20 protein-coding genes and 1 pseudogene are annotated in these 23,655 nt (G+C 32.2%); 15 read left to right on the forward strand and 6 right to left on the reverse strand.

Features of this window, described 5'->3' with window-relative positions; genetic code table 11:
• Positions 1 to 49 precede the first annotated feature (49 nt).
• Positions 50 to 1,714, reverse strand: coding sequence for an acetolactate synthase AlsS (gene alsS / locus NSR03_RS13335; protein ID WP_002511819.1), 1,665 nt, complete (start codon positions 1,712 to 1,714; stop codon positions 50 to 52).
• Between the two features lie 764 nt (positions 1,715 to 2,478).
• Here alsS and lqo point away from each other — a divergent pair.
• The 15 genes and pseudogenes from lqo (at position 2,479) to NSR03_RS13410 (ending at position 15,729) form a co-directional block, all read left to right on the forward strand.
• Complete coding sequence (gene lqo / locus NSR03_RS13340) at positions 2,479 to 3,975, forward strand: L-lactate dehydrogenase (quinone) (protein ID WP_002511820.1); 1,497 nt, start codon at positions 2,479 to 2,481, stop codon at positions 3,973 to 3,975.
• 39 nt (positions 3,976 to 4,014) lie between these two features.
• Complete coding sequence (locus NSR03_RS13345) at positions 4,015 to 4,116, forward strand: SE2200 family small protein (RefSeq protein ID WP_019468545.1); 102 nt, start codon at positions 4,015 to 4,017, stop codon at positions 4,114 to 4,116.
• A gap of 278 nt (positions 4,117 to 4,394) precedes the next feature.
• Positions 4,395 to 5,513, forward strand: coding sequence for an ATP-grasp domain-containing protein (locus NSR03_RS13350; RefSeq protein ID WP_225486677.1), 1,119 nt, complete (start codon positions 4,395 to 4,397; stop codon positions 5,511 to 5,513).
• A gap of 343 nt (positions 5,514 to 5,856) precedes the next feature.
• Positions 5,857 to 6,156 carry a TetR-like C-terminal domain-containing protein gene (locus tag NSR03_RS13355; protein WP_225486676.1) on the forward strand — a complete coding sequence of 100 codons (300 nt, stop codon included), beginning with the start codon at positions 5,857 to 5,859 and terminating at the stop codon, positions 6,154 to 6,156.
• A gap of 546 nt (positions 6,157 to 6,702) precedes the next feature.
• On the forward strand, positions 6,703 to 7,698 hold the full coding sequence (locus tag NSR03_RS13360; RefSeq protein ID WP_002511822.1) for a hypothetical protein: 996 nt from the start codon (positions 6,703 to 6,705) through the stop codon (positions 7,696 to 7,698).
• 179 nt (positions 7,699 to 7,877) lie between these two features.
• Positions 7,878 to 8,171 carry a cassette chromosome ssDNA-binding protein gene (ssb, locus tag NSR03_RS13365; protein WP_002511823.1) on the forward strand — a complete coding sequence of 98 codons (294 nt, stop codon included), beginning with the start codon at positions 7,878 to 7,880 and terminating at the stop codon, positions 8,169 to 8,171.
• Positions 8,171 to 9,961: a cassette chromosome replicative helicase gene (cch1, locus tag NSR03_RS13370; RefSeq protein ID WP_069821206.1), complete on the forward strand. Its 1,791-nt coding sequence runs from the start codon at positions 8,171 to 8,173 to the stop codon at positions 9,959 to 9,961. Before ssb ends, cch1 begins: the two co-directional genes overlap by 1 nt.
• Before the next feature lie 65 nt (positions 9,962 to 10,026).
• Positions 10,027 to 10,290: a hypothetical protein gene (locus tag NSR03_RS13375; RefSeq protein WP_047505043.1), complete on the forward strand. Its 264-nt coding sequence runs from the start codon at positions 10,027 to 10,029 to the stop codon at positions 10,288 to 10,290.
• 170 nt (positions 10,291 to 10,460) lie between these two features.
• A complete protein-coding gene (ccrA, locus tag NSR03_RS13380) occupies positions 10,461 to 11,810 on the forward strand; it encodes a cassette chromosome recombinase CcrA (protein WP_069821207.1) in 1,350 nt (449 codons plus the stop codon).
• A gap of 20 nt (positions 11,811 to 11,830) precedes the next feature.
• Positions 11,831 to 13,459, forward strand: coding sequence for a cassette chromosome recombinase CcrB (gene ccrB / locus NSR03_RS13385; RefSeq protein WP_285336367.1), 1,629 nt, complete (start codon positions 11,831 to 11,833; stop codon positions 13,457 to 13,459).
• A gap of 474 nt (positions 13,460 to 13,933) precedes the next feature.
• Complete coding sequence (locus tag NSR03_RS13390) at positions 13,934 to 14,272, forward strand: SAUGI family uracil-DNA glycosylase inhibitor (protein ID WP_285336366.1); 339 nt, start codon at positions 13,934 to 13,936, stop codon at positions 14,270 to 14,272.
• Positions 14,273 to 14,367: 95 nt separating this feature from the next.
• Positions 14,368 to 14,679 (forward strand): DUF960 family protein, encoded by a 312-nt coding sequence (locus tag NSR03_RS13395; protein ID WP_107360070.1) that lies wholly within the window; start codon positions 14,368 to 14,370, stop codon positions 14,677 to 14,679.
• 13 nt (positions 14,680 to 14,692) lie between these two features.
• Positions 14,693 to 15,202: a DUF1643 domain-containing protein gene (locus NSR03_RS13400; RefSeq protein WP_285336364.1), complete on the forward strand. Its 510-nt coding sequence runs from the start codon at positions 14,693 to 14,695 to the stop codon at positions 15,200 to 15,202.
• 19 nt (positions 15,203 to 15,221) lie between these two features.
• Positions 15,222 to 15,308: pseudogene (locus tag NSR03_RS13405) on the forward strand (JAB domain-containing protein); the annotation flags it as partial.
• A 199-nt stretch (positions 15,309 to 15,507) separates the two neighbouring features.
• Positions 15,508 to 15,729: a hypothetical protein gene (locus NSR03_RS13410; RefSeq protein WP_285336363.1), complete on the forward strand. Its 222-nt coding sequence runs from the start codon at positions 15,508 to 15,510 to the stop codon at positions 15,727 to 15,729.
• A 49-nt stretch (positions 15,730 to 15,778) separates the two neighbouring features.
• On the opposite strand, the gene NSR03_RS13415 is transcribed toward NSR03_RS13410, so the two are convergent.
• The 5 genes from NSR03_RS13415 to NSR03_RS13435 form a co-directional block, all read right to left on the reverse strand.
• Entirely contained in the window at positions 15,779 to 18,901 is a 3,123-nt protein-coding gene (locus tag NSR03_RS13415) for a type I restriction endonuclease subunit R (protein ID WP_340719242.1), read from the reverse strand.
• Positions 18,885 to 20,120, reverse strand: a complete 1,236-nt coding sequence (locus NSR03_RS13420; RefSeq protein ID WP_340719243.1) for a restriction endonuclease subunit S — start codon at positions 20,118 to 20,120, stop codon at positions 18,885 to 18,887. Before NSR03_RS13420 ends, NSR03_RS13415 begins: the two co-directional genes overlap by 17 nt.
• Entirely contained in the window at positions 20,110 to 21,624 is a 1,515-nt protein-coding gene (locus tag NSR03_RS13425) for a class I SAM-dependent DNA methyltransferase (protein WP_340719244.1), read from the reverse strand. The genes NSR03_RS13420 and NSR03_RS13425 overlap by 11 nt, the downstream gene beginning before the upstream one ends.
• Before the next feature lie 19 nt (positions 21,625 to 21,643).
• A complete protein-coding gene (locus NSR03_RS13430; RefSeq protein ID WP_285336520.1) occupies positions 21,644 to 22,771 on the reverse strand; it encodes a hypothetical protein in 1,128 nt (375 codons plus the stop codon).
• A 330-nt stretch (positions 22,772 to 23,101) separates the two neighbouring features.
• Positions 23,102 to 23,536 (reverse strand): GNAT family N-acetyltransferase, encoded by a 435-nt coding sequence (locus NSR03_RS13435; protein WP_285336505.1) that lies wholly within the window; start codon positions 23,534 to 23,536, stop codon positions 23,102 to 23,104.
• Positions 23,537 to 23,655 lie beyond the last annotated feature (119 nt).

Consider the following 23,655-nt stretch of genomic DNA (forward strand, 5'->3'; position numbering starts at 1 on the left):
CACTCCTATTTTGATAAATAATTAATCATTTTCGCCGTTTGATTCGATATTAGTTAAAAGCGTCAGGTAACATATTTGTTGAAAGTTTGACATTATCTTTGTAATTCACTGGGATATCAATTAATACTGGTCCTTCAGTTTCGTATCCCTCTTTAATTGCCGCTTCTAATTCTTCTTGATTTGTTACACGTAAGCCTTTAGCACCAAATGATTCAGCATATTTAACGAAGTCTACTGAACCAAAGTCTACACCTGAACTACGTTCATATTTCATTTCTTCTTGGAATTCAACCATGTTATATTTACCGTCATTCCAAATTAATTGAATGATATTAAGATTTTTACGTACAGCAGTTTCTAAGTCTTGTGCTGAGAATAAGAAACCACCATCACCAGCAACGGATACAACTTGTGTATTAGGACGTACTAAAGCAGCTGAAATAGCCCATGGTAACGCAACACCTAACGTTTGCATACCATTACTGAATAGCAAGTGTCTTGGATTGTAACTTCTAAATTTACGTGCCATCCAAATATAGTGACTACCTACGTCTACAGTTACTGTTGTATCATCTGATAATACTTTTTGCATTGACTTAATGACTTCAACTGGGTGTAACACGCCATCTTCATGTGTTGGTTTGATACCAGTTGATTCAAGTATATGCGCTCTTAAAGTTTCTAATTCGTCTAAATGTTTTTGACTGATAAAAGGTTCATCGACTTTGTCAGAAATAAGTTCGATTGTGCCAGCAATATTACCAACCAATTCTTTTGCTGGTTGCATATGATTTGTAATTTCCGCTTGAATTTCATCTATATTAATAATTTTAGTATCTAATTCTTTATTCCAATTGCTCGCTTCATATTCAATTGGATCATAACCAATCGTAACAACGAGGTCACTTTTTCTTAATAATTCGTCACCGACTTGGTTACGGAATAAACCAACACGACCAAAGAAATGGGATTCTAGTTCACGACTAATCACACCCGCACCTTGGAATGTTTCTACAACTGGTAAATTTGTTTTTTCAACTAATTTACGGATTGCATTCGTTTCGTCTGAACTTGAACTTCTCATACCTGCTAATAATACAGGGAATTTCGCGTTTTTAATCGCTTCAATTACTTCATTAACATTTTGTTCACTTGGCACACCTAAGCTAGGTTTTTGGCAAAGTGCAATCGCTTGTGATTCAACCGGTGCAGAAATAACATCTTGCGGTATGCTTATGAAACTTGCGCCATTTTTACCTGAAGTTGCAGTTCTCATCGCATTTGTCATAACTTCTGATAATGACTCTGGATCTTGAACTTCTTCACTATATTTTGTTGAAGATTTTAATAATGCTGCATTATCAATACTTTGGTGTGTTAGACGTAATAAATCGTTACGTTTAACTTGGCCACCTAATGCTAATACAGGGTCTCCTTCTGATGTCGCTGTTAAAAGTCCAGTCGTTAAATTACTTACCCCTGGGCCACTTGTTACTAAGGTAACACCTGGTTTACCTGTTAAGCGTCCAATACCTTGTGCCATCATTGCCGCGTTTTGCTCATGACGCGTTACAATAAGTTCTGGGCCATCATCTTCAAGTGCATTGAATAAATAATCGATTTTAGCACCTGGGATACCGAATACATATTCCACACCATTATTTTTCAAAGTATTTATTACCATATTTGCTGCTGTATAATTTTTGTCAGCCATTTTACATTCATTTCCTTTCAACATTTAATGCAAAAAATCATTAATCATTGCAAGCAATTTAAATTATTCACTTAACAATGTATTAAAAATTTAATCTCATTACATTATTATGAAAAATTCATATTTAATACTCTAAATTAGCGCCGTTCACATTTAGTCCTATACCATGGCATGTCATAACGAATGATTTGCGCTGTAAATTGATTACATACTTATTATAAAACGCTGCAACATATATATCAAATACATATTATCTATCTAACCCATAGAAAAAAGTAATGGTTAGAACATGTGAAAGTTGGATAATTTGCGTGTATATGGATAACTATTATATAGGAAGTTTTTAAAATAGCTGTTATCTTTCCAGTTGCTCAATGTTGATATTAGAAAATTAAACTTTCCTACTTTAATATGTACGCACGTGTACATACGCACGTGCGTGAATAAATAAATGTACAAATATTTTGATAGTCGTGTTTGTTGAAGATTGATCGGGGTAAAATTACATAGAACTATAATTTTTCTATATTTAATTAGCAATGCTATATTATGGAATGTTTGTAAATTTTCTGTTAAAATGAAGTTATACATCAATCGAATAACAAAAAAGATATTTAAAAAATTTATTTCTCTCTATGTTTTAATAGTAGAAATAAAAAAGATTCCATATTAGAATGGCACCTATAAAAAATATGTATTTTAATGATAGGTGATTTAGTATTATACTATAGTTGCAAGTTGAGATAAGGAAAGGTGATTAGATAATGGCTACTAACAAAGAGTCAAAAAGCGTTGTAATAATTGGCGCTGGGGTATTAAGTACTACATTCGGTACAATGATTAAAGAATTAGCACCAGAATGGGATATTAAATTATACGAGCGTTTAGATCGTCCAGGTGATGAAAGTTCTCACGAGCGTCATAACGCTGGTACAGGACACGCTGCTTTATGTGAATTGAATTATACAGTTAGACAACCAGATGGTTCAATTAACATTGAGCAAGCGAAAGAGATTAATGAACAATTTGAATTATCAAAACAATTTTGGAGTCATTTAGTTCAAAACAAAACAATCAGTAACCCTGAAGAATTTATTCGTCCGCTACCACACATTAGCTTTGTAAGAGGTAAAAATAACGTTCAATTTTTAAAAGATCGTTATGAAGCTATGAAAGAATTCCCAATGTTCGACAATATTGAATATACAGAAGATATTGAACAAATGAGAAAATGGATTCCATTAATGATGCAAGGTCATAGTGCAGGTGACATTATGGCAGCTAGTAAAATTGATGAAGGTTCTGACGTAAACTTTGGTGAACTTACTCGTAAAATGGCCAAAAACTTAGAAAAACAACCTAATGTAGATGTTCAATACAACCACGAAGTAATGGACTTTAACCAACGTAAAGACGGTAAATGGGAAGTTAAAGTACGTCAACGTAACAGTGGTAGTGTAGAAACACAACTAGCTGATTATGTATTTATTGGTGCAGGTGGTGGCGCAATTCCACTATTACAAAAAACAGGTATTCCTGAAAGTAAACACTTAGGTGGATTCCCAATCACTGGTCAATTCTTAATCTGTACAAATCCAGATGTTATACAAGCACATGATGCTAAAGTATACGGTAAAGAACCTCAAGGTACACCACCAATGACTGTACCTCACTTAGATACACGTTATATTGATGGTGAACGTACATTACTATTTGGACCATTCGCTAGTATTGGACCTAAATTCCTTAAACAAGGTTCTAATTTAGATTTATTTAAATCTGTTAAACCATATAACATCACAACTTTATTAGCATCAGCAGTTAAAAACTTACCATTAATTAAATATTCAATTGATCAAATCTTGATGACTAAAGAAGGTACTATGAACCATATTCGTACATTCTACCCAGAAGCACGTGACGAAGACTGGCAATTATACAATGCTGGTAAACGTGTTCAAGTAATCAAAGATACACCTGAAAACGGTAAAGGCTTTATCCAATTCGGTACAGAAGTGGTTAATTCTGAAGATCATACTGTAATTGCATTATTAGGTGAATCTCCAGGGGCTTCTACTTCAGTATCAGTTGCATTAGAAGTATTAGAGAAAAACTTCCCTGAATATAAATCAGAATGGACACCAAAAATCAAAAAAATGATTCCATCTTATGGTCAATCATTAATTGAAGATCCTGATTTAATGAGACGTACACGTCAACAAACTTCTAAAAGCTTAAACCTAAACTATTATAGTAAATAGTAGTTTAATGCATAATAATTTTAAAGGATTGTGAAAAAAATGAAAAAACTATTAGTAGTTTCAGTAATCGGCGCTATCGGTTTTTGCGCTTTAAAACGTTATCAAAAACACGTGAATAAAGCACCGAATATCGAATATTAAAAACAACTAACAATTGTAGGGCTTCAATTGAGAGTTTAGAACGACCCCCACTCTTAATTGTAAAAAGACTAATTCGCTTGAGCGAATTAGTCTTTTTTTATATTTCCAATCTTCTTAATCATGCTTCGAATTTCATTACACTTCTCTCAAACCAATTCAAAATACTCAAATTAATAAAATTCATATTTCCCAAAATTCATTCCAACTATATTCCAAATATAATTTTATATAGTATTATTTTTATATATTAATCATTTCATAAAAATTAGGAAGCTCATATGACAGAATATCTATTGTTATTAGGTGCAGATCAGTTTTTAAGAGAACATGCTTACGCTGGTGGCAAAGCAATCGGTGATTTTCAAATATGGACAGCAATTCAAAATGCAAAATATAAGTACAATGCGTATTTTGATTTTTGCATTGATGCCAATCCTTTAAGCTATGAAGAGATAAAGAAAGAGATAGCATATTATCAAATTCAGGGGTACGAACCAAAAAGCATCGTCCCCTTAAATGATTGGACATTAGAAGTAGCTAATCAATTAAATCGAGACTACGGTTTGCCTTACCTTGAACCAAAGGTTATTAAAGCTTGCAGAAACAAGCACATCATGAAATCCTTATTTGAAAAAGCAAACATTCCTACAGCAAAGTCGATACAATTTAATGATGCAACAGAATTGAAAGAATGTATCAAAGAATTTACTTTCCCAGTAATTATAAAACCAATGGATTTTGGAGGCAGTGATGGGGTTTACTTAGCAAATAACGAAAAAGAATGCATGGATGCCTATAGAAAATCGAAACAAATTATGGAGACTTATGCTGATACCTTTCATGTATCTAAAAATAAATTTCTGATTGAAACATTTATTGATAGTGATGACGAAGTTTCAGTTGAAGTGTTGTGTGGTCATCATTTTTATGAGGTCATTACAGTTACCGAAAAATATTTATCTCCCAGACCATGGTTTACTGAAATGGGTCATTTAGTCCCAAGTCACAGATATAAAAATGAAGATATTAAAAACCTTGCAATCCGCACGTGTCAGACTTTAGGTATTACGCGAGGCGTTGCTCATGTGGAAATAAAAATCAAAGGCGACCAACTCTATGTCATAGAAGCTGCTGCTAGACCTGGTGGTGACGCTATAATGGACTTAGTTGAAAATGCTTATGATATGAACCCTTATCAACTCCATATTTCTATGTACATTAATAATAAAGTTAAATCAGCAGATATATTCACACCAAAACGTACGTCTGCTATCGCTTTTATGAAAGCTAAAAAAGGTAAGATACAAAATATTAACTATCCTGATATAGCCAATGATTCTGAAATAAAAAAAAGTAAATTTATTAAAGGGTATTGGAGACAATGTAACCGATCCTGAAAATTGGAGCAGTCGTGAAGGACTTGTGTAGTTTAGCTGGCCTGAATTATCGACTACAAAAACTTTCAAACATATTCATAAAGCCAATGAACTGGCATCTAAAATTTTTGATTGTAGTGATGCGCATCATGACTAATTATTTAATAATCACTGCATTATACCGTTTTATCTGTTTAGCCTACCTAATTCTTTGCTTAGCAATTAGAAGTAGAAATAAGATGATGCATCTTACCTCTATAAACGAATCATCTCCACCCAAGTCATCTGTAAAATTAATACATTATTTTATGAGCATGCTATTGATTTTATTTTGAGTGCAGCAGTAAATCAATGCAATCTTTACATGGCAAAATCAGAGGATAATGAAAAGGCATTACGTGAAATATTATATGTCATTGATGATCAGTACACTATTTTAAAGACTTTGTTTAAAAGGTCGGATCTTAATATAGTTAAACAAACATTATCAAAGAAAATGCGCGACAACATGAATCAAGAAAATAATGAAATTACAATCCAATTTTTATCATCAGCTGTAGTAGGCATTATTGTATGGTGGATTGAAGCATCAAAACCATGTGATATTGATACTTTAACAACAGAGCTGTCCGTTTTATTGGAACCCCATTCAAAGCACTTATAATGCTAAAATTGATTGGAGCATAAAGTTTATATTAAATCGTGTTATAAATTGGGAGTCTGGGACATAAATAAATGTCTCAGTCTCTTTATGTACAATAAAAAAGAATATCTAAATCATTAACTAGTCATTTTTCAATGTCTATCCCTATGTCACTCAACAAAAATTAAAAGTTATAGAATTTATACATAAAATCGATTTAAATCCAAAATAATTTCAACTCTAGTTTAAACTGCGCCTGTTTTATAATTATAAACACTATCTTCATCATCCCCATTAAAAACATTAGAAATTTGTTTGAGAATGTCCTCAGTTATCATAATTAGATCCCCTTTCACTAATTATAGCCTCACAAATAAAGAAATTGATCTTTACTATTTCTATCTCAGTCGTTAAAATCGTTCCCTTTTATGTTCAAACTTTTTCTACATTAAACTGATTTTAAAAATTAATTATTTTAATTATAACAATTTAAGAACTTCTGTTCCCTATAAATATTTATATGTCTTTAGAGTATAATTAAAACAAAATGAAGAAATGAGTGATTTGATGAACAGCGATTGGGGACATGAGTTGCAATCAATAATTGGGAAGATAGATCCAAAAGATGTAAAGAAAGTACTTAATGATTCAAACAAATCATATGAAGAAATAAACAATGCTAGTAAAACTCGTAATAAAAATGAATATTCAATGAATCTTAACGAGATTATTAAATTAGAGGTAGAATTCATTTATTACAATAATGTTAAAAGCTCTACAGATATTAGTGAGGCACTTGAAAACAAACCAGATAAATGGGAAGATGATGATTTATTTATACCAACCAAAACGAACTTTTCAGCAAACTTCAAAAAGTTTTGTCATTACCTTGGTATCAATCCAGATAACTTTAAAAATGGAAAATCCTTTGCATTTAAACCTAAAAGTAAATATGTAATACATGATATTTTATCAAACAACTCTGATTACCTTCATTTTTTAAAGTATGGTGCTAATGAAAAAGACTTAAATCATATGAATAAAATCAATGAAAACCTTTTTTATTTTATTAAAAATGAAATAACAGATTCCACTGATTATGAGACAGCTCTGACAAATTATTACTTATATTTTTTAGTGAATTCAAATGTCGAAGTAGGTATTAAATCTAAAATCGTAGATATTATAACCGTACCTGACCTTAATAATAATCAAAAATTAAATGTTCTAGAATACTACTTAAGCGAACTAGCAGAGTTGAATGACGAGATAAACTCAAAATTAGCTGAATATCAATCGTATGATTATAACAAGTATTTAAAACATGAAACGCGTGTTCCAATAGATATTAATTTAGCTAAATATATTACTAATAAAGAAACACAATCTTCTGCACCTAAAGATTTAATACTCAAACTGTTAACTAATAGTGAATTAGTCGGCCAACCGAAATTTACTAAGGAACATAGAAATAAACTCATTTCTGAATTAAAAAAAGCATTAAATTATCATTTAAATAAAAGTGATAATTATTCAGAATTTTTTTATATTACAACTAAATAGTTATATACCAATGAAGTATCGACTAATGTCGGTACTCTTTTTTTGTCAATATAATTTTCAATTATTATTGTATGGAAATTACTCCCCTATTTTCCGAACTTACACCTGTCGTTTTTCATTATATATTTATACATGTATTCGGCCGATACATAAATTAAAATAGTCGGAGGTAAATTATTATGAAGTACAAAGGTGAAGATTTTAACGAATTTAAAAGAAGAATTTTAGGTGCTGCTTTCAGTCTATCTGAAGATATTACATTTACATTTAGTGATTTAAACTTAAAATCTGGATTTACCTGTTCAACTGAAGTTCAACAAGAGGTAGGTCGTTGGTTCTCATACTTTGTAAAGCACACACCAAATGTTCCATTTGTCATTATTGGTAAGAATAGTAATGGGAACTTAGTTTACCGTAAGACAGGACCTAATCCAATGCGTCACAAACGTAACTGGAAAGGTGGTAACAACTAATGACTAACAACATATTCGAGCAAAATCCATATTTTTTAAATTCAAATGGATTTTATGAAGTGATTCCACCTAAAAGTAACAATGATATAGAAAAAATCATCCAATTGTCTAGTCCCATAATTATTGAAAATAAATTTCTCGACCCGTCTACAGGGGTTGAGAAATTGGTTATTACAGACGGAAAAAATATTGAACGTATTGAAGCATCAGATATCTTAACATCTTTCAAGCTACCTGGATTGATTAAGTACGGCTTCAACATCAACGAACGGTACATTAAATCATTAAGCTATGCGTTACAATCGATGCGCCAGTCACTTCCATTATCTAAATTATATACCGGCGTAGGTGTATTACAGTCTGATGATGAAGGTATGGTCATTTCATTGGATAAACCATACTTTTCAAAAGAAATAGAGCAGTCTCAAGCTAATGAAATCATTTGTGAAACACACTATGATTTACAACCAAAAGGTACTTTCAAAGGCTGGTGGGAGATGTACTTAAAACAAGTTAAAGGGAACTTACTCCTAGAACTTGCAGTAGTATTTGCTGCTTCTTCATTAGTTACGGCTTTCCTAAAAACAAGACATGAGGTCGAGTTTGCGGGAACCATCTTCTCATTTATGGGAAATTCAAGCACAGGTAAATCGACTGCAGCCGCTTTAGCTGTTTCAATAGCCGGCAATCCTACTAAAGGTAGCAATACTCTGTTTAGATCATGGAATGGTACTAGAAACGCGCTTGAAGGATATTTAAGTAGTAACTTTGGTGTGCCTATCGTATTAGATGAATTGTCAGCTGCAACCTTCAAAGACACTACTGGATTGTTGTACAGTCTGGCAGAAGGACAAGGCCGACAACGCTCTAATATAGATGGTAATGTCAAAGCACTCAAAAATTGGGGCACCACAGTGATAAGTACGGCAGAACACAGTATTTTAAATAATAGTGCACGTAATGATGGTTTGAACGTCCGTACGATTGAAATATCTGAAGCCTTTACAACAAGCGCTGACAATGCAGATGCAATTAAAAGGGCTACATCGGTCAATTATGGACATATCATGCCATTAGTAGCTGAATATCTTTTAAAACGTGAAGACGAAGTAATTAAATGGTTTCAAGCGGAACATGATTGGTTCAAAAACCAACTAAAAAATGAAACGAGTAATACTGGTATTCGTATGTTCAAACGCTATGCAGTGATTACGACATCTGCTCGTATATTCGAACGTGTTATTGCTATACCTATCGATATGGATGCAGTAAGAGAATACTTGGTTAGTTATCATTTGGAGTCAGTTTCAGAACGCTCACTAGCAGAGAAAGCTATCGAAATCATTGTTCAGTTTGTAGCTCAAAATCGTGGCAAATTCTCTGAAGATAGCAAACTCTCAACAATGATAGAAAATTATGGACTTATTGAACTTAAAAAAGACCATATTCAAGTTAAAATGCTTACCAATGTATTCAAAAATATGTTGGACGAAAATCATTTTCAAGATGTAAACACAGTTATAGATGCTTTACGCGATAAAGATTATATCCAATCTGACCGCAACCGTAAAACTACAAAACGTAGTGTCCCAGATTCTAATGGCAAAAAGAAGACTATTGTCTTTTACCATCTTAAGCTAGATATGACTTATGCTTCAATGTTTGGTTTGAGTTCTAAAACAGAACCTAGCATACCACCACCATTCGTTGATAATACAAATAAAAATTTGCTAGAAGATTTTGTAACGAAAGCTAAACAATCCGAAGCAAATGACGATTTAGGATTATAAAATATCGCTACAACACCCTAAAGGCTGTTGTAGCTTACTTAATCAAATACTTGGAGGAAATTAAAATGAATACTAAATTCAAATTAACACAATACACATTATGCTCTTTGGTCGAATTAGAGAATCAACAATTAGTCGTAAATTATATTGATCATGACTATGATATAGAATCCTATACGTTAACTGAGACACAACGTAAACTCTTGATACTTTATAAATTGCACCCTGAATTTATGAATGAGGTAGCTCTCACTAATTTCTTTGTGAAAAGTACAAGAGACGACAGAATGACTGTTTATCATATTATCAAATCCTTAAATATTTTATAGAATCGGAGGTCTTTTCATTGGACGAATTAATCACATTACTCGCTGATTTAGTGATTGAAGAAATCAATCACTCTGATGACTAATAATAACGCCCAACACCTCACTGGTGTTGGGCTTAACTATAAATTCGTTCATAAATATATATTATCAATTTGGAAGGAGGAAACAGGATGAAACAAGCAATAGGTTATCTACGTCAAAGTACACTCAAACAACAATCACTCTCAACCCAGAAACAAACCATCAAGGCATTAGCCGAAAAGCATAATATTCAACACATTACCTTTTATAGCGATAAGCAATCAGGACGCACTGATAAGCGGAATGGTTACCAACAAATTACTGAACTGATTCAACAGGGACAATGTGACGTATTATGTTGTTATCGTCTGAATCGACTTCATCGTAATTTGAAAAATGCGCTAAAATTAATTAAATTATGCCAGCAGTACAATGTAGATATCTTGAGTGTTAACGATGGCTATTTTGACTTAAACAAATCATTTGATCGTCTAAAACTCAATATCTTCATTTCATTAGCTGAACTTGAGTCAAATAATATTGGTGAACAAGTAAGCAACGGGATAAAAGAAAAAGCACGTCAAGGTAAACTGATTACCACACATGCACCTTTTGGATATCATTATTATAAAGGCACATTTGTAATCAACCCAGTAGAAGCACAAACGGTGACTGCAGTATTCAAATACTATCTTCAAGGGTATGGTTACAAAAAGATTGCACAATATTTGGAAAAAGATAATAAGTTAATCAACCGAAAACCATATCAAGTACGTAACATTATTATGAACCCTAATTACTGTAGTCGCGTTATCAATCAATATGGACAATATGACAACATGTTTCCACCTATTATTTCTATCAGTAGCTATGAACAAGCGCAGATTTTACGGTCTGAAAAACATGTCAAACGAACACCTTCAGCTAATCAACTGAAACAAAAAATCAAATGTCCATGCTGTGGCGCCATACTTACAAATATGACAATTAGAAGAAAGCAACATAATACATTACGTTATTATGTCTGTCCTCGAAATATGAATGAATCTCGTTTTGTCTGTGACTTTAAAGGGATTAACGCTAAAGATATAGAAACAAGTGTTTTAAAAACATGTCAACACTTCTTTCAAGACCAACAGGTCTATTCCAAAATAAATGATGCCATTCAACAACACATCCAAAAACAAAACACACTGGAAACTAAGCGCACGTATACCCAAGCACAACTCATCAATAAGTTAGCCAAAGGAACGATAGATGCAGAAACATTCAAAACAGAAATACAAACCTTACACCAACAAAATACGCTAACATCTATCAATTCTAAGCGTATCCAAAGCGCATTTCATAATGTGATACAAAAACGTTTCACGTTAAACATGTTATATCCCTTTATCGATGTCATTCATATTACTAAAAACAAAGCCCTTGTTGGTATCTATTTCAAAAATGAGCCACTAAACATTGTTAATCAAACCAGGCAATCATCAATTGCCTAAATAAGAAAGGATGAAAAAATATGCAACAACTTAAACAAAAACGTGTCGGTATCTATGTCCGTGTATCAACAGAAATGCAAAGTACTGAAGGATATAGTATCGATGGACAAATCAATCAAATTCGAGAATATTGTGATTTCAATAACTTTGCTGTTGTAGATGTATACGCGGATAGAGGTATCTCTGGAAAATCTATGAACCGACCAGCACTACAACGTTTGTTAAAAGATGCGAACGAAGGCCAGATCGATTCTGTTATGGTCTACAAAACAAACCGGCTAGCACGTAACACTTCTGACTTACTCAAAATTGTTGAAGACCTTCATCGTCAAAATGTCGAATTCTTCAGCTTATCTGAGCGTATGGAAGTCAATACGAGTAGTGGTAAACTGATGCTACAAATTCTAGCTTCCTTTTCGGAATTCGAAAGAAATAATATTGTCGAGAACGTATTCATGGGCCAAACCCGACGCGCTCAAGAAGGCTATTATCAAGGTAATTTGCCATTAGGCTATGAGAAAATACCAGATAATAAGCATGAACTCATGATTAATCAACATGAAGCCAATATCGTTAAATACATCTTTGAATCATATGCTAAAGGCCATGGATATCGTAGAATTGCCAATGCTCTCAACTATAAAGGTTATGTCACTAAAAAAGGTAAACCATTCAGTATTGGTTCAGTGACCTATATCTTATCTAATCCATTCTATGTTGGTAAAATTCAATTTGCCAAATACAAAGATTGGAATGAAAAACGTCGTAAGGGATTGAATGATCATCCGGTAATTGCTAATGGAAAGCACTCCCCTATCATTAGTCAAGAGCTGTGGGATAAAGTACAAGCTCGTAAGAAGCAAGTCAGCAAAAAACCACAAGTCCATGGTAAAGGGACAAATATTTTAACTGGGTTAATTTCGTGTCCAAAATGTTCTGCTTCTATGTCTGCGAGCACGACAACCAATACACTTAAAGATGGTACAAAAAAGCGAATACGCTATTATTCCTGTAGTAATTTTCGCAACAAAGGATCGAAAGTGTGTTCTGCAAATAGTGTAAGGGCAGATGTCATAGAAAAATATGTTATGGATCAGATACTGGAAATTGTCAAAAGTGATAAAGTTATCGAACAAGTCGTTGAACGTGTTAATCAAGAGAATCAAGTCGATGTATCTGCACTTAATCATGACATCGCTTATAAGCAACAACAATTTGATGAAATTAACACTAAACTTAAAAATCTAATTCAAACGATCGAAGACAATCCAGACTTAACATCTGCACTCAAACCAACCATTCATCAATATGAAACACAACTGAATGACATTACAAATCAAATGAATCAACTCAAGCAGCAACAAAACCAAGAAAAACCATCTTACGATACGAAGCAAATATCCATTATCTTACGTCATATATTTCAAAACATAGAATCCATGGATAAATCGCAACTCAAGGCATTATACCTTACGGTCATTGATCGTATCGATATTCGTAAAGACGGTAATCATAAAAAACAGTTCTACATTACACTCAAACTCAATAATGAAATTATTAAACAACTTTTCAATAACACTCCACTCGACGAAGTGCTCCTCAGCACTTCGTCTTTATTTTTGCCTCAAACACTATTTCTTCAAATCTAATACAAATGTACTGTCCTTTCGTCATTCAATAACACTCATCTAACAAATATATTCAACACGCTAACAAATCATGGCTCAATGTGAAGCTTATATTGATATGACGAAAGAACATCCCAAAATAAAATATGAGTGGGATAGCAATGGGATTGGATAACTTCATGGAGAAGAAGGATTACGCGAGCGTAATCCCGAAATCCCATTATTATTTATAAATAAATAATATAAAAAGAAAAAAGTAAGTAGTAATGACGCCTATAACTCCAAATTATATATAAGTATATAGCTATATTTCCCAACAAATGAGCGGGATAACGGGATTTCCTTGTCATATCAACAATTATCACGACTTTCGATTGGGATCTTTTCTGTATTTCAGTGGGATTTCTAAGCGAAACAAACGTTATTTCAAACTTATATTATCAATAAGATGTATCACGTACATACATCAATCAAATACATTAGGAGGTCATAACCATGACACTAGAACAACAACTCAAGCATTATATAACCAACTTATTCAATCTGCCAAAGGAAGAAAAATGGGAATGTGAATCCATCGAGGAAGTCGCTGATAATATCCTACCTGACCAATATGTAAGGCTTGGTCCACTTAGTAATAAAATACTTCAAACCTATACCTACTACTCTGACACACTTCACGAAAGAAATCTCTATCCTTTCATTCTCTACTATCAGAAACAGCTCATAGCCATAGGCTATATCGACGAAAATCACGATATGGATTTCTTATACCTACACAACACCATCATGCCCCTTTTGGATGAACGATACTTACTAACAGGAGGACAATAAAATGCATAAATATATCAAACTAACACAATTAGTCATAACTATCCTAAGCGAAATCATTACATGGATGAAAGAATCAGAACGAAAGGAAAACGCTTATGAATAAATATATAACACGGGGGATTGCCAATAGCTTACCTATCTCCTTACAAAAACAATTATGGCAACTCGTCTCTGAACGTGAAAACGGACAGTCCAAGGAACTAGAAGCAATAGATTACTTTCATATCTTCCAGTTCAACATGCACAATAACCAATTATATATCAAACACAAACAAGAACGACCAGCGTATGTGAAAACTCAAAAGGCAAATATCAATCAACCTATCAATATCAATAAGGTCTACATTATCCGTGAAGATGATGTAGACCTTTCTTATTACATTATGTTATTACCAAATGAATATTAAGGAGATAAAATCAATGGAAAATATCACAAATACACTTGTCACTACTGCAATATTTGACGAAAAGAGAACTCACCGCTACTTACTAACAAAGACATGGGACAGTGAAAAACAAACACTTACAATCATCACGATGTATCCGCACTATGATGGCATTATCAATATTGACCTAACAACCCAACTCATTATGAACAAAGTTTCAGAAATGGATGCATTTGGGTCCATCTATTTTGTGAATCTATACTCTAATATTACAACACCTATCAATCTCAAACATTTAGAAGAAAATGCTTATGATAATCATACAAATATTCAAATTATGAAAGCAGTGAAAGAATCAGATGAAGTGATATTAGCATGGGGTGCCTATGCTAAGAAGCCAGTTGTTGAAATTAGGGTCAAAGAAGTTTTAGAGATGTTGAAACCACATAAAAAGAAAGTGAAACAACTCATCAACCCAGAAACGAATGAAATTATGCATCCACTCAACCCTAAGGCACGTCAAAAATGGATTTTGAAATCATAGCAAATACATGGAGGTCAATATGGAAACAAAACAAATCAACATCGTTTCACTGCAAATGATTAAAATAGATACTTTGAGTTATCTTAAAAGACGAATTACGAGTCCCCACCAAATTGTAAAGTATTCAAATAGAGTTTTTTTAATAATGCATAGATGATACATTTATTTTACTTTAATTATAATTAGCTGGAAAATTATATACAAGAAAGGTTCAGTCACTAACTTATAGTGTATGATGATGGAAAATTAATTAAGAATAAAACGTTGACCAATATTGACCTTTAGTTTAGAATAATCTTAATTATATGGCGAAGGGTGATAAAATGATTGTTGGTAATTACCATTACAATGAGGTTTATGATGAATATACTAGTTTGAAAGTTTGGAGGTACATGGAAAGCGAGGATGTTGATTTAGAAACAGCATTAAATCATCTAGGACTAAATTATATAGATGCATTACCAGATGAAGAAGATATTCCTGAACTTGAGAAGGAAAAACAAAAATTAATTGAACGAGGATACTAATAAATGCGGTTAGAGAAATGTTTCTCTAACCGCATTATGATTTATTTTTTTATTGCTGACTTGCCATTAATTCTGCTTGCTCGACAACTTGTTCCACAGCCATTTTTTGAAGATCTGGTGGATAGCCATATTTCTTTAATAGGCGTCTAACTTGAACTCTCATTTTAGCTTTAGCACTGTCTCGTTTAGACCAATCAACACTCATGTTATCCTTAACTGTTTTAGTTAACTCATGTGCAATGGCTCTTAACTCTTTATCGCCCAAAGCTTCTTTAGCTGTTTCATGTGAAGCTAATGCATCATAAAAAGCAATTTCTTCTGTACTCAAGCCTAAATTTTTACCTCGTTGCTGCTTTTGATTAATTTCTTTTGCCATTTGTATTAATTCTTCAATAACTTTAGAAGCTTCTATAGACCGATTGTTGTATTTTTGAATAGATTTACCTAGCATCTCAGAAAATTGTTTAGATACGGTTGCGTTCGTTTTCATTAATGACTTAACTTGGCCTTTAAGTAATTTATTCAATAATTCAACAGCTACATTTTTCTGTTGTAGTCCTTCTACATCTTTTAAGAAATCATCAGATAAAATAGAAATATCTGGGTTTTCTAAACCGAGTGTTTGATATATATCTACAACTTCTTCAGTTACAACGGATTTTGATATCAACTGATTAATTTCAGCTTCAACTTCAGCGGGAGATTTATAAGGACCACCACCATCAGTTGAAGGAGCTAAAAGTTTAACGATGCCTGCTTTAACGGCTTTTAAGAACGCAATTTCACTATTTAATTCTTGAGCTGCTTCTTCTGTTGCACATAAAGCGAATGCTTTACCAAGTTCAGTGACTGTATTCACAAATCGTTGTCTTTCTTCTTCGCCTAAGCCAATTACATAATCCATCGTATTTGAGATGACATTATATCGATCAGATTTTTTATCTGATTCGAAGTCAGAATAATCATGATTATATAACATATCTTGAATGACATCGTATTTCATTAACATAATTTCTAAAGCTTTATCTGTATCCACACCCGTTTGATCTTTATCAGAATCTGTATACTCTTTTAAAGCTTCTTTAAGACTTTCAGCGATACCTACATAGTCCACAATTAAGCCACCAGGTTTGTCTTTAAACACTCTATTCACACGTGCAATTGCTTGCATTAGATTATGCCCATGCATTGGTTTATCAATATACATGGTATGCATAGAAGGTACATCAAAACCTGTTAACCACATATCTCTCACAATAACGAGTTGTAATTCATCTTCAACATCTTTCATACGACTCTCTAGCAGGTTCCTTCTTTTTTTAGGACCAATATGTCTCTGGAAGTTTTTAGGATCGCTTGATGAACCTGTCATTACAACTTTGATAACACCTTGGTTATCATCATCTGAATGCCATTCGGGTTTTAGTCTTACAATTTCATCATATAAATCAACCGCTATACGGCGACTCATTGTGACAATCATGCCTTTACCTTTCATCGCCTTTTGTCTTGTTTCAAAGTGATTGATAATATCAGTTGCTAGAGAATGAACACGTTGTTCTGAGCCTGATAATGCTTCTATTCGAGACCATTTAGACTTTAATCGTGTTTTGACATCGTCTTCTTGTCCGGAAGTAATATCATCATAAGCTGCATCAATATCTAAATCTGTAGGTAAATTTAATGGGATTATTCGGCTTTCATAATATATTTTAACCGTACTACCGTCTTCAACAGCTTGCGTCATATCATACACATCAATGTAATTTCCAAAAACCATCTGTGTATTTTTGTCTGTCGAAGATACAGGCGTTCCAGTGAATCCAATAAATGAAGCGTTAGGTAAAGCATCTCTTAAATATTTGGCATAACCATATTTAATACCTTCACCTTTTTCGTCGTAAGATGCGCTAAAACCATATTGTGTACGGTGTGCTTCATCGGCCATTACAATAACATTTCTACGTTCTGTTAAGGCATCCATAGTAACTTTGCCTTCTTCTGGTTCGAATTTCTGCATTGTTGTAAATACAATACCTCCAGATTCAACTGACAATAGTTCTTTCAACTCTTTACGAGAATCTGCTTGTTTAGGTGTCTGTCTTAATAATCCTTTACCAGAACGACCCTTAGATTTTACAAATGTACTATATAATTGATTGTCTAGGTCATTACGGTCTGTTACAACAACTAAAGTAGGGTTATTTAACTTTTGAATTAATTTTCCCGAAAAGAAAACCATCGTCAAACTTTTACCTGAGCCCTGTGTATGCCAAATCACGCCGCCTTTACCATCTCCCTGGTCAGAAGTGGCTTCTATTGCGCGATCAACGGCTTTATTAACCGCATAATATTGATGATAAGCAGCTAAAATTTTAACAATATGTCCTTTGCTATCATCTTGGAATAATATAAAATGACGTATTAAATCTAATAAAACTTCCTTATTTAACATACCATGTATCAAGACATCTAAACTCGCCATTGTAGATGAAGCCTCGGTCTTACCATCTTTTGTACGCCACGTCATAAAACGATCATAATCCGCAGTCATAGAGCCCGCTTTTGTATTAATACCGTCGCTGGTCACCAATACAGCATTGTGATTAAATAATTGTGGTATTCTCATTTTATAAGTTTCTAATTGACGGTAACCATCAACAACACCCACAGATTCATTAGTTGAACTTTTAAGTTCAATAACTACAACTGGAAGACCATTAATAAATAAAATAATATCAGGTCTTTTATTATAATCACCATTCACAATAGTTAATTGATTAATAGCCAAGAAATCATTATTTCCTGGATTATTAAAATCAAACACATAGACTAAATCATTAATCGTTTCACCATCATCATTATAATGTTCAACTTCAATACCATTCGTTATCATCTCGTGAAAAGTACGATTATTCTCTAATAAATTAGGCGATTTTTCTATAGAAATTTCATGAATAGCCTGTTGAATCGCATTATTATGTAATTCAGGATTAATACGTCTCAAAGCCGCTTCCAAGCGACCATCAAGCACAACATCCTTATCACTCTCTCGTTCAGGCATAATACCTGTTTCACTAATTTCACGACCATTCTTAACCGTATAACCAAGTTCATCAAACCATTCAAGTGCAACTTGTTCTAAATCATCCTCACTAAATTGAAAACTCATCTTCATTCACCTCGATATCGTCAGGTATCTCAATTTCACCCGCCATTAATTTTGGTAGTAACGTGTCTCTTAATTGCGTTAAATGTTTAATTTGCATTTTCATAGATTTCACTAATTCAAAATTATTAACTAAATTCTTATGATATGCATCAAGAATTTTTTTAGAAGGATATATAACTTTAGATTTTTTTAAATCGTTACTTGATACATTGATATAAACACTACCACTGATACTGTTTTCAAAGTATTGAAATGCTTTTACTAAAATTTCATATAGCCATTCTTTATGTGTAGAATTTATCCTTGCAATACCTGCTCCACGTCCTATAGCATAATCTCTATCTAATTCAGTAACTAAACCAACTGTAGCTCTTACACCGAATACAAAATCTCCAAACTGACCTATTTTCTTAGGGTCAGTTGTGTACTTTGTAGGTTTTATATTTCTATTTTTAAAATCTGTGGCTCCATTCAAAAGAGGTAAACCTTCATTTTGTGTATTGTAAGTGTCACTTTTTGGAGATTGTCCCATAATTATTTCAGTAACTTCTTTTAATTCTATTATTTTCCAACCGCTAGGTATTTCACCTAACTCACTATCAACCATTTCTCCACCGCTTGATTTGTATGGATTGCCATTTTCATCAGGAAATTCAAAATCAACAAACCAACGCTTGAATATGGTTTGTGAAAATTCTTCAAGGTTTGCAATTATTATTTTATTTAACTCTATTTTTTTGTCGATAGATTCTATTGAATTTACAATTTTATTTTGAACTGCAAGGGTAGGTATATCTATAACCATGTTTTTAACTTCACTAAATGTTATTTGTGGAAACGTTCCAGATCTTGATTCTGCTAAATTTTGTAAATAATCTATTGTATTTTTACTAGTTATATATAAGTAAAAATATTTAGTATTTAGTATCTCAGGCTTTTTATTTCTTAAAACCATTAATTTTGTTGATACTACATAGTCATCACTAGCAAAATTAATATACGCAAATCTCTCGTTTTTAGGTCTTATTTCACTATATAAGATGTCTCCTTTTTGAATTGATTTTTTTGCTTGACCAGGTAATGAATCAATCATTGAATAATTATTATGAAGTACATATCCTTTTTCAATATCTGAAGTATTCAAGAATATTATTTTATCACCTGGAAAAGTATGTTTTTTTGAAACACTATCTATGAGATTCTCTACTTTATACTCCATAACCTAATCCCTCCATTGATTTACGGATTTGGTCTTCGAGTTCTTTTGATTTCGCAAATTGTTCGCTCAAATCTGCTGTGATTCTTTCCATTTTCTGTTCGAATGGCTCTGAATCTTCTTCTACTTCTGCTAATCCTACATAACGTCCTGGTGTTAAGATATATTCGTTATCTTTTATTTCTTCTGTCTTTACCACTCTACAGAATCCTGCTTTATCTTCATATTGATTATCGTTTGTTCCACGCCATGAATGATAGATATTTGCTATATCTTTTATTTCATCATCTGAGAATTCTTTTAATGTTCTTGATACCATGCTTCCTATATTTCTAGCATCTATAAATAGTACTTCTCCTCTACGTTCATTCTTACCGTTTTTAGCTTTATTTTTTGTCACGAACCATAAACATACTGGAATTTGAGTTGAATAGAATAGTTGCCCTGGTAATGTGACAATACACTCAACTAAATCTTGTTCAATTAAGGTTTTACGTATTTCTAATTCATCTTTACCACTTGTAGACATCGAACCATTCGCTAATACAAATCCTGCAGTACCACTTGGTGCAAGTTTAGAAATCATATGTTCAATCCATGCATAGTTGGCATTGCCTTTTGGAGGAATACCAAATTTCCAGCGGTAATCATCTAATAATTTTTCTTGTCCCCAATCACTTGCATTGAATGGTGGATTAGCCAATATAAAATCAGCTTTCAAATCTTTATGTAAATCATTATGAAATGTGTCTGCATGATGATCACCTAAATCATTATCTATACCTCGAATAGCCAAATTCATTTTTGCTAATTTCCATGTAGTTGGATTAGATTCTTGACCATAAACAGCAATATCATCTATACGACCTTGATGACGTTCTATAAAATGTTCACTTTGTACAAACATTCCGCCTGACCCACAACAAGGGTCATAAATTCTACCTTGATAAGGTTCAACCATTTCAACAAGTAATTTAACTATTGAAGCGGGTGTATAGAATTCCCCAGCATTTTTACCCTCAGCGCTCGCAAATTTTGCGATAAAGTATTCATAAACACGACCTAAAACATCTTGTTTCTTACTTTCAGAGTCTCCGACTTTGAATGTAAATAGGTCAATAATATCGCCTAATTTTTCTTTATCTAATGCAGGTCTTGCGTAATCTTTAGGCAAGACCCCTTTTAAAGACTCATTTTCTCTTTCAATTGCTATCATAGCTTTATCGATAATTTGACCAATTTCTGGCTTCTTAGAATTATCATTTATGTATTGCCATCTTGATTCTTTAGGAATCCAGAATATATTCTCTGCTAAGTATTCATCTTTATCTTCTTCATCAGCATATTCATCATTCAATAATTCTTCATATTTTTCCTCAAACGAATCAGATACATATTTCAAGAATATAATACCTAACGCTACATTTTTATACTCTGCCGCATCCATACTCCCGCGTAACTTATCTGCAGCTTGCCATAACTTTTCTTCAAATCCGATTGTCGTCATATTTTTTCTCTCCCTTTTATTAATAGTGATTTATATTTTTCCAGTAATCTTCAACATCAAATTCATATTCTTTTAAATTTTTAATACCTTTATCATTTAATTGAAAACCACAATTTGCGCACTTAACTTTGTATATATACTCATAATAGTCTTTAAATTCTTCAATTCGATGATTTCCATTTTCATCTTCATATTCAACTTCTTCTATATCTGTAATTTCTGTATGAGTATAAGTTACTAGTGAATTTGCAGCACAACATGGACATTTTAAAATTTCATTAGTAGATAAACTGTTTTCCAATTCAGCTTGTGCTAGTTGATTAGCACTTTGATTTCTTGAATCTATAATGCTACCAAAACCTTTACCATAATGACTATAATAGGATGCTCTACCAAGTTCTTTTAAGACAGCAATTTTATCAATCGCTGGAGATTCATTTTTAAATTCTTCAATTATATCTTCAAAAGGATTAATTTCTAAACTGTTTTTATTAAATCTCCAAATTTTATGGCTTCTATATTTTTCCTTATATTCTGAAACTTCTAAGCATTCTTTTACTAAGGGTAAAATATATTGTCCTATTAAAAAGTCAAACGCTTCATATTTAAGCATTACTTTTCCTTGATGCCATATTTTATTTCTTAAGTAGTTTAAATAATCAAATTCTGATCTATGCTTTGCTAAGAATTTGAATTTTACTTCTGGTTTTAATTCAATTACTTTACAAGTTCTATTAAGTAATTTATAAAAGGTCAAAGTGTTAAAATTTTTCTTTTTTTTCTTAGATGAAGTTATTTCTTGAATAAATTCCATACGCTCATCATTAGATAGTGGTATTTTCTTAATAAGTTCCGTTATCTTATATGAATCACACGTTATATCTAAGGGTAATAATTCTTCCTCTTTCCTTAATAAATCTTTTAATATTAATTCAAAAAAGTGATGAAAATGTAAAATAGTTTCTGAAAAATTCTCATAGTAATCCTGTTTATGACTATAACTATACGTTCGTTTGTCAAAATTTTCTCTTATACTTTTATAACTACTAAAATACGATTTTAATCCTATATTTAAAGAATTCAATACCACATCATTATTGTCATTATCAATTTTAAATTCATTGTTTTTGATGTTCTTAAGTTTCATTTATTTTCTCCTGATAATTATCTTTCTTTTAATTATATCAAAAATACATTAGATAATGTTTTTTTAGATATTATAATTAGATTTTTAGCAAAATTATTGATAATCAGAAGCATATCAAAAACCGCATCACTTATGATACGCTTCTGCTTATCAGATAATGATGCGGTTTTTTGTAATTGGTTTTTCGTATAGCTAGATAAAACGATATATTACTACTATAAATACTTTACGTCTAATATCAACTAGTATCATAAAAGCTTATAATATATACAAAAAGCTCTATCAAGTTGTGGAGCTTGATAGAGTTTATTATTTGTTGCTTTTGTAATTTCAATCACTACTCCATTCCATAAGATACTCATATTCTTGAGTATCTTCTTCAAACTCCTTAGATCTTATTTCAAAATGGTGTTTGGTATAAAAATGGATAGCTCCTTCATTTTTCTCATATACATGTAAATTAAGTACACTATAATCGGTTTTTAATCTTTCTAGTATTAACCTTCCTATTCCTTTATTACGATAATTATCTGTAATAAAAATACCTGCTATATATTGCTCATATAAGCCAGCAAATCCAACGATTTGATTATCAGCATAATACACGTAAATTGTTGAATCTGGTAGCATTTTTTTCACTTTACCTAGGTTGTCAATCCAATAATCATGTTTTATAAAGTCATGCGCATCTAAATTAGAATTAAGCCATATATTTGATATCTTTTCTATTGACTCAGAATCTATATTATCTAATTTTTTTATCATTAAATTACTCCTTTATATTACTATTTTCAAATATAATTAAATTTAATCTACCCACTACATGAACAGAAGGACATATAATACTTTTTAAATCCCATGTAATCATCAAATCCTTATTTTCA

Origin of the sequence: Staphylococcus sp. FSL W8-1207 (genome assembly GCF_038003745.1) — a bacterium.
Classification (GTDB): domain Bacteria; phylum Bacillota; class Bacilli; order Staphylococcales; family Staphylococcaceae; genus Staphylococcus; species Staphylococcus equorum.

What these genes read in the sequence shown, in the direction of transcription:
- NSR03_RS13415 (WP_340719242.1), bottom strand. Translation starts at nt 18,901, where the DNA reads ATGAGTTTTCAATTTAGTGAGGATGATTTAGAACAAGTTGCACTTGAA.
- NSR03_RS13390 (WP_285336366.1), top strand. Translation starts at nt 13,934, where the DNA reads ATGACACTAGAACAACAACTCAAGCATTATATAACCAACTTATTCAAT.
- lqo (WP_002511820.1), top strand. Translation starts at nt 2,479, where the DNA reads ATGGCTACTAACAAAGAGTCAAAAAGCGTTGTAATAATTGGCGCTGGG.
- NSR03_RS13425 (WP_340719244.1), bottom strand. Translation starts at nt 21,624, where the DNA reads ATGACGACAATCGGATTTGAAGAAAAGTTATGGCAAGCTGCAGATAAG.
- NSR03_RS13350 (WP_225486677.1), top strand. Translation starts at nt 4,395, where the DNA reads ATGACAGAATATCTATTGTTATTAGGTGCAGATCAGTTTTTAAGAGAA.
- NSR03_RS13375 (WP_047505043.1), top strand. Translation starts at nt 10,027, where the DNA reads ATGAATACTAAATTCAAATTAACACAATACACATTATGCTCTTTGGTC.
- NSR03_RS13360 (WP_002511822.1), top strand. Translation starts at nt 6,703, where the DNA reads ATGAACAGCGATTGGGGACATGAGTTGCAATCAATAATTGGGAAGATA.
- NSR03_RS13410 (WP_285336363.1), top strand. Translation starts at nt 15,508, where the DNA reads ATGGCGAAGGGTGATAAAATGATTGTTGGTAATTACCATTACAATGAG.
- NSR03_RS13345 (WP_019468545.1), top strand. Translation starts at nt 4,015, where the DNA reads ATGAAAAAACTATTAGTAGTTTCAGTAATCGGCGCTATCGGTTTTTGC.
- ccrA (WP_069821207.1), top strand. Translation starts at nt 10,461, where the DNA reads ATGAAACAAGCAATAGGTTATCTACGTCAAAGTACACTCAAACAACAA.
- ssb (WP_002511823.1), top strand. Translation starts at nt 7,878, where the DNA reads ATGAAGTACAAAGGTGAAGATTTTAACGAATTTAAAAGAAGAATTTTA.
- NSR03_RS13435 (WP_285336505.1), bottom strand. Translation starts at nt 23,536, where the DNA reads ATGATAAAAAAATTAGATAATATAGATTCTGAGTCAATAGAAAAGATA.
- NSR03_RS13420 (WP_340719243.1), bottom strand. Translation starts at nt 20,120, where the DNA reads ATGGAGTATAAAGTAGAGAATCTCATAGATAGTGTTTCAAAAAAACAT.
- NSR03_RS13400 (WP_285336364.1), top strand. Translation starts at nt 14,693, where the DNA reads ATGGAAAATATCACAAATACACTTGTCACTACTGCAATATTTGACGAA.
- NSR03_RS13395 (WP_107360070.1), top strand. Translation starts at nt 14,368, where the DNA reads ATGAATAAATATATAACACGGGGGATTGCCAATAGCTTACCTATCTCC.
- ccrB (WP_285336367.1), top strand. Translation starts at nt 11,831, where the DNA reads ATGCAACAACTTAAACAAAAACGTGTCGGTATCTATGTCCGTGTATCA.
- alsS (WP_002511819.1), bottom strand. Translation starts at nt 1,714, where the DNA reads ATGGCTGACAAAAATTATACAGCAGCAAATATGGTAATAAATACTTTG.
- NSR03_RS13355 (WP_225486676.1), top strand. Translation starts at nt 5,857, where the DNA reads ATGGCAAAATCAGAGGATAATGAAAAGGCATTACGTGAAATATTATAT.
- NSR03_RS13430 (WP_285336520.1), bottom strand. Translation starts at nt 22,771, where the DNA reads ATGAAACTTAAGAACATCAAAAACAATGAATTTAAAATTGATAATGAC.
- cch1 (WP_069821206.1), top strand. Translation starts at nt 8,171, where the DNA reads ATGACTAACAACATATTCGAGCAAAATCCATATTTTTTAAATTCAAAT.